The sequence below is a fragment of the Rhizobium sp. AN6A genome (assembly GCF_900215635.1).
GTDB classification, from domain to species: Bacteria; Pseudomonadota; Alphaproteobacteria; order Rhizobiales; family Rhizobiaceae; genus Agrobacterium; species Agrobacterium tumefaciens.
Map to the genome: position 1 here is coordinate 1,101,587 of NZ_OCNC01000004.1, position 10,914 is coordinate 1,112,500.

9 protein-coding genes (1 of these 9 running past the window's edge) are annotated in these 10,914 nt (G+C 58.5%); 5 read left to right on the forward strand and 4 right to left on the reverse strand.

Annotated elements, in window-relative coordinates:
- The first annotated feature begins 27 nt into the window (after positions 1-27).
- The 4 genes from hslV (at position 28) to CRO62_RS17885 (ending at position 5,391) form a co-directional block, all read left to right on the forward strand.
- The gene (hslV, locus tag CRO62_RS17870) at positions 28-552 is read left to right on the forward strand and encodes an ATP-dependent protease subunit HslV (protein WP_003516283.1); all 525 of its coding nucleotides are present in this window, start codon (positions 28-30) and stop codon (positions 550-552) included.
- Positions 553-639: 87 nt separating this feature from the next.
- Complete coding sequence (gene hslU / locus CRO62_RS17875; RefSeq protein WP_003516274.1) at positions 640-1,947, forward strand: ATP-dependent protease ATPase subunit HslU; 1,308 nt, start codon at positions 640-642, stop codon at positions 1,945-1,947.
- Between the two features lie 188 nt (positions 1,948-2,135).
- Positions 2,136-3,101: a DUF1402 family protein gene (locus CRO62_RS17880; protein ID WP_097101061.1), complete on the forward strand. Its 966-nt coding sequence runs from the start codon at positions 2,136-2,138 to the stop codon at positions 3,099-3,101.
- A 121-nt stretch (positions 3,102-3,222) separates the two neighbouring features.
- A complete protein-coding gene (locus CRO62_RS17885; RefSeq protein ID WP_097101062.1) occupies positions 3,223-5,391 on the forward strand; it encodes a malate synthase G in 2,169 nt (722 codons plus the stop codon).
- Between the two features lie 152 nt (positions 5,392-5,543).
- Here CRO62_RS17885 and CRO62_RS17890 read toward each other — a convergent pair whose 3' ends face one another.
- The gene (locus CRO62_RS17890; protein WP_097101063.1) at positions 5,544-6,245 is read right to left on the reverse strand and encodes a L,D-transpeptidase; all 702 of its coding nucleotides are present in this window, start codon (positions 6,243-6,245) and stop codon (positions 5,544-5,546) included.
- A 183-nt stretch (positions 6,246-6,428) separates the two neighbouring features.
- On the opposite strand from CRO62_RS17890, the gene CRO62_RS17895 reads away from it, so the two are divergent.
- The gene (locus CRO62_RS17895) at positions 6,429-6,914 is read left to right on the forward strand and encodes an MmcB family DNA repair protein (protein WP_013635204.1); all 486 of its coding nucleotides are present in this window, start codon (positions 6,429-6,431) and stop codon (positions 6,912-6,914) included.
- 59 nt (positions 6,915-6,973) lie between these two features.
- On the opposite strand, the gene CRO62_RS17900 is transcribed toward CRO62_RS17895, so the two are convergent.
- The 3 genes from CRO62_RS17900 to hrpB form a co-directional block, all read right to left on the reverse strand.
- On the reverse strand, positions 6,974-7,558 hold the full coding sequence (locus CRO62_RS17900; RefSeq protein ID WP_003516258.1) for an ActR/PrrA/RegA family redox response regulator transcription factor: 585 nt from the start codon (positions 7,556-7,558) through the stop codon (positions 6,974-6,976).
- A 67-nt stretch (positions 7,559-7,625) separates the two neighbouring features.
- Positions 7,626-8,933 (reverse strand): ActS/PrrB/RegB family redox-sensitive histidine kinase, encoded by a 1,308-nt coding sequence (locus CRO62_RS17905; protein ID WP_075807707.1) that lies wholly within the window; start codon positions 8,931-8,933, stop codon positions 7,626-7,628.
- A 29-nt stretch (positions 8,934-8,962) separates the two neighbouring features.
- Positions 8,963-10,914 carry the 3' portion of an ATP-dependent helicase HrpB gene (hrpB, locus tag CRO62_RS17910; protein WP_097101064.1) on the reverse strand. It continues 535 nt past the right edge of the window, so only the last 1,952 of its 2,487 coding nucleotides appear in the window; the start codon falls outside the window, past its right edge — the gene reads right to left on this strand; it ends in the stop codon at positions 8,963-8,965.

Here is a 10,914-nt window from a genome sequence, read left to right on the forward strand (position 1 = left end):
AGGCCCGGTAGGGCAGACAGGTGTTTGATGACAACGATTATTACAGTCAGGAAGGGCGGCAAGGTCGTCATGGCTGGCGATGGTCAGGTAAGTCTTGGCCAGACCGTCATGAAGGGCAACGCCCGCAAGGTTCGACGCATTGGCAAGGGTGAAGTGATTGCCGGTTTTGCCGGCGCAACGGCGGATGCCTTCACGCTGCTCGACCGTCTCGAAAAGAAACTCGAGCAATATCCCGGTCAGCTCATGCGCGCGGCCGTAGAGCTTGCAAAGGACTGGCGCACGGATAAATATCTGCGCAACCTCGAAGCCATGATGTTGGTGGCCGACAAATCCACGACACTCGCCATCACCGGTAATGGTGACGTGCTGGAGCCTGAACATGGCGCGATCGCCATCGGCTCCGGCGGCAACTACGCCTTTGCGGCTGCCCGTGCCATGATGGATACGGACAAGTCGGCAGAGGAGGTGGCGCGCAAGTCGCTCGATATCGCCGCCGATATCTGTGTTTACACCAACCATAACCTCGTCATCGAAACCCTCGACGCCGAGTAAGCATATTTCTCACCCCCATTTCTCACCCAAGGGTCCTGTGGGCCGGGCCAGAATGGCCGGCCGGAACAGGAAAGCCGAGAGGACAGAATGACCACTTTTTCTCCCCGGGAAATTGTCTCGGAACTGGATCGCCACATCATCGGCCAGCATGATGCGAAACGTGCGGTCGCGATTGCACTGCGCAACCGTTGGCGTCGCCAGCAGCTCGACGAGAGCCTGCGCGACGAAGTCATGCCGAAAAACATCCTGATGATCGGACCGACCGGTGTCGGCAAGACGGAGATTTCCCGCCGTCTCGCCAAGCTTGCCGGCGCGCCCTTCATCAAGGTCGAAGCGACCAAATTTACCGAAGTCGGTTATGTCGGTCGCGATGTCGAGCAGATCATCCGCGATCTGGTCGAGATCGGCATTGGCCTCGTGCGTGAAAAGAAGCGCGCGGAAGTACAGGCCAAGGCGCATCAGAGCGCCGAAGAGCGGGTGCTCGACGCACTGGTCGGATCGACCGCGTCACCCGCGACACGTGAGAGCTTCCGCAAGAAGCTGCGCGACGGCGAGCTGGACGACAAGGAAATCGACATCGAAGTGGCCGACAGCGGTTCGGGCATGCCCGGTTTTGAAATCCCCGGCATGCCGGGTGCCAATATCGGCGTTCTCAACCTGTCGGAAATGTTCGGCAAGGCCATGGGCGGCCGCACCAAGAAGGTGCGCACCACCGTCTCGAAATCCTATACCGATCTCGTTCGCGATGAGTCCGACAAGCTGCTCGACAATGACATGATCCAGCGCGAAGCGGTAAAGTCGGTGGAAAATGACGGCATCGTCTTCCTTGATGAGATCGACAAGATCGCCGCCCGCGATGGCGGCATGGGTGCCGGCGTCTCGCGTGAAGGCGTGCAGCGCGATCTTCTGCCGCTCGTTGAAGGCACGACCGTCTCGACCAAATACGGGCCGGTGAAAACCGACCACGTTCTGTTCATCGCATCCGGCGCGTTCCATGTGGCAAAGCCGTCCGACCTTCTGCCGGAGCTTCAGGGCCGCCTGCCTATCCGTGTCGAGCTGAAGCCGCTGACGAAGGAGGATTTCCGCCGTATCCTGACCGAGACGGAAGCAAGCCTCATCCGCCAGTACAAGGCGCTGATGGCGACGGAAGAACTCGATCTCGACTTCACGGACGATGCGATCGACGCTCTGGCCGACGTGGCCGTTCATCTCAACTCGTCGGTCGAGAATATCGGTGCGCGCCGCCTGCAGACGGTGATGGAGCGTGTTCTCGACGAGATTTCCTTCAACGCACCCGATCGTGGTGGCTCTGCCGTCAAGATCGATCAGGAATATGTCAAAAAGCACGTCGGCGATCTTGCCGCCGATACGGATTTGTCCCGCTATATTCTCTGAATATCTCGGAGAGCAACGACAGGAGAGTGCGGCCACATTTGCCGCACTCTTTTATTTTATGGCCTTGTCTCGCATTCAGCCCCCTTTTTGTTTATTGGAAAGGCTGCATTCCGGTTGGAACCGCTTTATGGAATGGTCCGGTTTTCTCTTGGTTCGGGAGAGGTCGGCTTGAGAAAAGGCATTCGCTCGTGCGCAAAACTCTTCTGGCATTTGCCGCCGCTTTGACGTTCACCGTCGTCTCGTCTTCTTATGCCGAGGCCGCGATGGTCGTCCCGCCTGGCAATCGCAATGCCGAGCAGCCGGGCATTCCGGGGGCTTCCGCACGTCGAACCAAGGGTTCCAATACGTCTTTCGAGCGTAAATACCAGAAGGTGATCGACCTCCTGTCTTCCGACAAGGCACTGATCGGCAAGATCAAATCTACCGCCGGGCGCTACGGTATCGATCCGATCCACATGATCGGGGCGATTGTCGGCGAGCACACCTATAACGTCGACGCCTATGACCGCCTGCAATCCTACTACGTCAAGGCTGCCTCCTATGCCGGCAGCAGCTTCCGTTTCGGCTACAAGGACGAAACCATCGCGCAGTTTCTGACGCATTCGCAATTTGCCAAGTGCCAGTCGAAAAAGGATTCCTATAGCCTTTGGAACTGTCGGGAAGACGTCTGGGACGACAGCTTCCGCGGCAAGACGGTAGATGGCGTTGCCTATCCGAACAATCGTTTCAGCGCCGTATTTTTCCAGCCCTTTTATGCCGGACAGACCTTCGGTCTCGGCCAGATCAATCCGCTGACGGCATTGATGTTGTCCGACATGGTGTCGAAAACCTCAGGTTATGAGAAGCTCGACGAAAACGATGCGACCGCCGTTTATACCGCGATCATGGACCCGGATCGCTCGCTCGCCTTTATGGCAGCCTCCATCCGCAAATCGATCGACGACTACAGGTCGATTGCCGACATGGATGTTTCCAAAAATCCTGGTGTAACATCCACGCTTTATAATGTCGGCGGATCCGCGCAGCGCGCCGCCGCTCTCGCCCAGAAGAATCGTCAGCGCGCCGCAGGTGGGGAACAGCCGCTTTTGCCGGAAGAAAACTATTACGGCTGGCTGGTGAACGACCGCATAAAGGATTTGCAGGCGCTTTTGTAGAAAAAGACGATTATCGTCGGCATTCTTTCCAAAACGGAAATAATATTTGGTTGTCTCTCGCAATTGACGAGCGCCTGTATCAGCGTCCAATCTGCGCCCTTAAGATAAAGAGGAGGCGCATGTGAGCCGCACCAATAAATTCGGTCTTTCCATTGATGACAGGCTTTATGCTTTTTTGACGGATGACGTTCTGCCGGGCACGGGTCTTGATGCAGAAACCTTCTTCGAAGGCTTTTCGGCCATCGTCCACGAGCTTTCCCCCAAGAATCGTGAATTGCTCGCAAAGCGCGACGCCTTGCAGGAAAAACTGGATGGCTGGTACCAGCAGAATGGCGCCCCAACGGATTTTGATGTCTATGAGGGCTTCCTGAAGGAAATTGGCTATCTGCTGCCGGAAGGACCCGGCTTCAAGGTCGAAACCAGCAATGTCGATTCGGAAATTGCCGCTGTCGCAGGCCCGCAGCTTGTCGTGCCGGTCATGAATGCCCGTTATGCGCTGAACGCCGCCAATGCCCGCTGGGGTTCGCTTTATGATGCGCTTTACGGCACGGATGCTATTTCTGACGCCGACGGTGCGGAAAAGGGCAAGGGCTATAATCCGAAACGCGGCGAAAAGGTTATCGCCTGGGCGCGGAACTTCCTCAACGAATCAGCTCCGCTCGAAACGGCAGGCTGGTCGGATGTAACCGGCTTCAAGATCGTTGACGGCCTCTTGCAGCTTGCAATCGGTGACAGCAAAACGGGCCTGAAAGATGCCGAGCAATTCAAGGGCTTTACCGGCGATGCGGAAAAGCCGGCAACGATCCTGCTTGGCAAGAATGGTCTGCACACCGAGATCGTCATCGATCCCTCGACGGAAATCGGCAAGGGTGACAAGGCGGGCATCTCGGATGTCATTCTCGAATCGGCGCTGACAACCATCATGGACTGCGAGGATTCCGTTGCTGCTGTTGATGCCGAGGACAAGGTGCTGGTTTATGGCAACTGGCTTGGCCTGATGCGTGGCGACCTGACGGAGAAGGTTTCCAAGGGCGGTAACACCTTCACCCGTAGTCTCAACCCGGATCGTTATTACACCGCCCCCGATGGCGGAGCACTTACTCTGCCGGGGCGCTCCCTGATGCTGGTGCGCAATGTCGGTCACCTCATGACCAATCCGGCGATCGTCGACAAGGATGGCCGCGAGGTGCCGGAAGGCATCATGGACGCCGTCGTCACAGCGCTGATTGCGCTTTACGATGTCGGCCCCTCCGGCCGTCGCCAGAATTCCCGCGCCGGATCCATGTATGTCGTCAAGCCGAAGATGCATGGGCCGGAGGAAGTCGCCTTTGCCAACGAGATTTTCACGCGGGCCGAAAAGCTTGTCGGTATGGCGCCGAACACCATGAAAATGGGCATCATGGACGAGGAACGCCGCACCACGGTCAACCTCAAGGAAAGCATTCGCGCGGCGAAAGACCGGGTCGTCTTTATCAATACGGGTTTCCTCGACCGCACGGGCGACGAAATTCATACCTCGATGGAAGCGGGTCCGATGATCCGCAAGGGCGATATGAAACAGGCGGCCTGGATTGCGGCTTACGAGAACTGGAACGTCGATATCGGTCTGGAATGCGGCCTCTCCGGCCATGCGCAGATCGGTAAGGGCATGTGGGCCATGCCTGACCTGATGGCCGCCATGCTGGAGCAGAAGATTGCGCATCCGAAGGCAGGCGCCAACACCGCCTGGGTACCTTCACCCACGGCTGCGACGCTGCATGCCACGCATTATCACAAGGTCGATGTCGCAGCCGTTCAGGACGGCCTGAAAAGCCGGGGCCGGGCAAAACTCTCCGATATTCTGTCGGTGCCGGTCGTGCCGCGTCCCAATTGGACGCCCGAGGAAATCCAGCGCGAACTCGACAACAACGCGCAGGGCATTCTGGGATATGTCGTGCGCTGGGTCGATCAGGGCGTCGGCTGCTCCAAGGTGCCTGACATCAACAATGTCGGACTGATGGAGGACCGCGCCACGCTACGCATCTCCGCGCAGCATATGGCAAACTGGCTACGCCATGGCGTGGTCACGCAAGAGCAGATCGTTGAGACCATGAGACGTATGGCCGCCGTGGTCGATAGCCAAAATGCCGGAGATCCGGCCTATCTGCCGATGGCGTCCAACTTTGAAGGATCGGTCGCTTTTCAGGCCGCCGTCGAACTTGTGCTGAAAGGCCGGGAGCAGCCTAACGGTTATACGGAACCGGTTCTGCACCGCCGTCGCCTCGAACTGAAGGCGAAGCAGGCGGCTTGAGGCCGACAGGCACTCCAGAGCACGTCTTGTCTGAACGGAATGTTCGACGTGCTCTACCTTAAAACCGCTATGCACTTTTACTGGGAGTGCTCCAGAAACAAAAAAGCCGCCGGGAATTCCACGGCGGCTTTTTCTTTGTCTGGTATCTGATCTTACTGGATCACGACAACCTTGGTGCTGCGGCCGGGGCGGACGCGGCTGTAAAGGTCGATGACGTCCTGGTTGATCATGCGGATGCAGCCGGAAGAGGCGGCGGTGCCGATCGATGCCCATTCAGGCGAACCGTGGATACGGAACAGCGTGTCCTGTCCCTTTTCGTTGAAGAGATACATGGCGCGCGCGCCGAGCGGGTTGGAAAGACCCGGACCCATGCCTGCCTCGACATACTTTGCGACTTCCGGCTTGCGGTCGGCCATTTCCTTCGGCGGATGCCACATCGGCCATTCCTGCTTCCAGGCGACATAGGCTTCGCCGGCCCAGGCAAAACCAGCCTTGCCAACGCCGATGCCGTAACGAACTGCGCGGTTGCCGGGCAGGATATAATAAAGGAAACGCTCACGCGTATTGACGATGATCGTGCCCGGCCGTTCGCTATTCTGGAATTCGACGATCTGACGACGGAACTTCTCGTTCACACGATTGATCGGGATGGCGGGCAGCGCATAGCCCGCGTCGGTCACAGGGCCGTAAACATCGTTGAAGATCTGGACGGTTTCGACCTTTGCCGGAACCGGGTTAGCGACCGGCACTGACGCCGCTACCTGGCCGGATGATTGGGATGTGGTTTCGGCGCAGCCGGCCAGAGCCAGTGCTGCCGTCAGACCGAGTGCAGTCAATGAGGTACGGATGCGCATATCGTTCTCGCGGAAAATTCGCCAAATTGTGCGAAGGAGTAGGCTTAATTGGATAAATCGGTTATTTTCCATTAAGCCGTTCTTGGCAAGCCGATACGCTGCTGCAGGACGAATGTGACTTTAAAATTGCCGGTTGATTGCCTTTTTGCAACAATAGGCCAAATGCCTCAGTAGCCTTTATCCATGACTATTCTTTCGCTTACCAACAATAATCCGTTAATTGACGGTCGCCAGTCGGACAAGGCGATGCTGGTGCGCCGCGGCGTTCAGGTGCTTTTGCACGAGATGCGACATTCGGTTTTGCCGGAACTGCCGCTTGCAAGCGGACGACGGGCCGATCTCATCAGCCTTTCGGCAAAGGGTGAAATCTGGATTATCGAAATCAAATCCTCGATCGAGGACTTCCGTGTCGATCGCAAATGGCCGGAATACCGCCTGCATTGCGACCGGCTGTTTTTCGCTACCCATCCGGAAGTGCCGGTCGAAATCTTTCCGGAAGAATGTGGGCTTATCCTGTCGGATGGCTATGGCGCCCATATGCTTCGCGACGCGCCGGAGCATAAATTACCGCCCGCAACCCGCAAATCGGTGATGCTGGATTTCTCGAGAACCGCCGCAACCCGGCTGATGCTGGCGGAGTGGACGACCGGGCGCAGCTTCGGAGAGTGATGCCCGGTTCCAGCCTATTTCCGGATGTAAAACCGCTTCGCACTTTTACTGTAAATGCTCTACTTCGGCGCGCGTTTCGCCAGAATGCGCTGCAGCGTTCTCCGGTGCATGTTAAGCCGGCGGGCGGTTTCCGAGACGTTGCGCTCGCACATTTCATATACGCGCTGAATATGCTCCCAACGCACCCGGTCTGCGGACATCGGGTTTTCGGGCACTTCAGTCTTTTCACCCTTGCGCTGCGTCAGCGCATTGAAGACATCGTCCGCATCGGCGGGTTTGGCAAGATAATCCAGCGCCCCAAGCTTCACGGCGGTAACGGCGGTTGCGATATTGCCGTAGCCGGTCAGGACGACAATCTGCGTATCGTCCCGGTACTGCCGAATGGCTTCGATGACCTCGAGACCATTGCCATCCGTAAGCCGCAAATCAACGACCGCATATTTGGGCGGCGCAGCCTTGGAACGGGCAATGCCTTCGCTGACCGTCTCGGCGGTATCGACGATAAATCCGCGTGTTTCCATGGCCCGGGCAAGCCGGCGCAGGAAGGGACCGTCGTCATCGACGATCAGCAGCGATCTGTCAGCTCCGATCGGGTCGTCGTCATCCGTTGTCGCGCTGATGGGGGTCTGGTCTTCTGTCGTCATGTCTCAGGCCTTTCGGCAACTTAGTCGGCTTTTTCTTCTTATCGCCGCTTCCACGTGGATGGTAAAGTCAACGGTCTCTTTTATCGTCCATAAGCGCTCGAGGCCAGACGATTGTGACCCGCGCTCCGGTTCCGCTCAAACCGCGATTTTCGAAGGTAACCGTGGCGCCGGAGCGTTCCAGCAATGTCTTTGCAATGAACAGCCCGAGTCCCAGCCCTCCAGCCCGCGTGTCGTTGTGACGTTCGGTCACATAGGGTTCACCAATGCGGGCAAGCACGTCATGGGCATAACCCGGTCCATCATCCTCAATGGTGACGGCGACATTCTGCGAATCGTAGTCCACGGTCACGGTCACTTTTTCCCGCGCATAGTCCACGCCGTTTTCGATGAGATTGCCCAGCCCGTAAATAACGCCGGCATTCCGGATGCCGACCGGCTCGTCGATCCGGTTGTTCTTTTCGACGAGATCGAGACGGATGCCGAATTCCCGGTGCGGCGCCATCACCTCCTCAATCAGCGAGGAGAGCGGCAGGCGGCGCATATGCTCCTCATCATCGGTAGAAAGTGATGTAAGACGGCGCAGAATATCACGGCATCTTTCGCTCTGGCTGCGCAGCAGCGCTATGTCTTCGCCAAACCTTTCATCATTTCCGAGTTCCCGTTCCATTTCCTTGGCGACGACGCTGATTGTCGCCAGCGGCGTGCCCAGCTCGTGTGCCGCAGCGGCGGCCAGACCGTCTAGCTGCGAGAGATGTTTTTCCCGCTCCAGCACCAGTTCGGTCGCAGCCAGCGCATCGGCCAGCTGATTGGCCTCGTGCGAAACGCGATAGGCATAAAAGGCCGCGAAAGAGGTCGTGGCAATGATCGCGACCCAGGTGCCCACATGCAGCAGAAGCTGGATCGGCAGCACCTCACCGGGATACCACGGAACCGGAAACGGCGAAAAAGCGATTGCCGTCGAGCAGATGACGGCAAAGGCGAGCAGAATAAGCGAGTGCCGAAGCGGCTGCGAGGCGAAGGCGATGATGACCTGCACGCAGATCAGCGGTGCGAAAGGATTGGAAAGACCACCGGTAATGTAGATAAGCGCCGTCAATTGCAGCAGGTCGAATGCCAGCAGCAATGTCGCTTCCCAGGGCTCCAGACGATAGGTGGAGGGAAAACGCGCGGTGAGAAACAGGTTGGCAAGCGCCAGTGCACCGATCAAAAGGCTGCAAGCCAGAAGTGGCAGGGGGAAGTTCAAGCCGAAAGCAACAAGCAGGATCGTCGCACTTTGCCCGGCCACCGCCAGCCAGCGCAACCATACGATGGTTTGCAGCCTTATCCTGCGGCTGGCGCGGCCAAGCCTTGTTGTTTCGATCGGATGGCCAGCCACCTTCATCTCCTTTGCGCTTTTCATCGTCATCACGTTCCGCGCGGTTTTGCGCGGCTGGTCGGCAATGCCGATGCCGGGTCCTCAGGCCATGGATGGCGCGGATACCTGCCGCGCATGTCCGCCCGCACATCTTTCCACGATCCTGCCCAGAAACCGGGAAGATCGCGTGTCGTCTGTATCGGCCTGTGCGCCGGCGAGGTCAATTCCAGCAGCAGCGGCAACCGCCCCTGCGCGATGGCGGGATGAGCCGTCAGCCCGAAAAGCTCCTGCACACGAATGGAAAGCGTCGGTTCGCTGGCATCGTAACGAATAGGATGCCGCTGGCCTGTCGGCGCTTCGAAATGCGTCGGCGCAAGCCTGCCCAGATCGCGTGCGACCTCATAAGGCACCAGGGCTAAAAGTCCCTCGGAAAGGCTGCCGGGCCGGATATCCTGAAGGCTGCGGGCGCCGTGCTGGAAGGGCACGAACCATTCATCCAGCCGTAAAAGCAATGCAGCATCGCTGACATCCGGCCAGGGGTCGCCGATGCTGGCATTCAGAAAGCCTATCCTGTCGCGCAACTGCTGGGTTTCTTTTGTGAACGGAAGAATTCCGATACCAAATTCCCGAACGCCGTTGGCAAGTGCCTGCGCCGCCTGTTCGCCCTCCGGGCGGGGCAGGGGCGTTTCGTCGAGGATGATGGCGCCTAGGCGCGTGACGCGGCGTGCACGCGCCTGACCGCTTGCCTTGTCAAATAGCAGCTGGTCCTGCTGCACAATAAGATGCGGCATCCGCTCTTCTATTTCGGTGCGCTCGATGCTTGCTGCGGAAAGGATGCGCGGCTGTGTCGCACGCCCGGTAATATCGGCAACCACCAGCATCCTGCTCGCCGCCAGCCGCTCGGTTTCGGCAAGTTCTGCACCCCGGCCATTCGCCATCACATAACGACCGCGCGCTCCACGCTGAAGCGCAATCCGGTCCGGATAGGCGTGCAGCAGCAAGGGGCCAGCCTCGCTTGGCTGTTCGTTCATAGTCTGCGCATCGCCGATCGTATCGAGAAGTCTCGAAGCCAGCTTGCGCGCCGCTTGCGCCCTTTCGCTTCTCTCGGAAAGAAAGCGCCGCAATCTTTCATCGAGATCGATGTCGGTTCCGCCCAGTCCCTGTTCCGTCAGCATGACGGCGAGCATCGCCGCCTTTTTTCCCGCACCTTCGCTCGCCGCTGCAATTACCATTGCCGCAAGCCGTGGCGGTAGTGAGAGGCTGCGCATCAGGTGGCCGCGTCGCGTCAGCGCGCCGCTTTCATCGAGTGCGCCCAGGTTTTTGAGAAGCGCGATCGATTCCTTCAATGCCGCTTCGGGAGGGGCATCCAGAAATGAAAGCGCGGAAGGATCATGAACGCCCCAATGGGCGAGATCGAGTGCAAGGCCGGAAAGATCGCTGGCCAGAATTTGCGGTGGCGTGAAGGCGTTGAGCGCCGCCGTCTGTCCCGGATGCCACAGGCGGATGGCAACGCCGGGTTCCGTTCGCCCGGCTCGGCCCGCCCGCTGGTCGGCGGAGGCGCGCGAAACCCGCACTGTCTCCAGTCTCGTGATGCCCGTTGCCGGTTCGAAAACCGGTAGTCGCTGCAACCCGCTGTCAATCACCACACGCACGCCGTCTATGGTGATCGATGTTTCTGCGATCGACGTGGCAAGCACGATCTTGCGCCGTCCGGCCGGTGCCGGCTTGATCGCCGCATCCTGCTCCTTTTGCGAAAGATTGCCGTAAAGCGGGATGATATCTGTATCGTCGGAAAAACGCCCCTCCAGCCGGTTGGCCGTGCGGGTAATTTCCGCCTGCCCCGGAAGGAAGGCAAGAATGGAACCCGTTTCCGAGGCATGGGCTTCGGTAATCGCCTTTGTGACTTTCTCTTCGACCGGCACACCCTGCCAGCGGTCCTCGTAGCGGATGTCGATTGGATATGTGCGGCCGAGGCTCTGAATGACAGGGGCATCGCCCATCA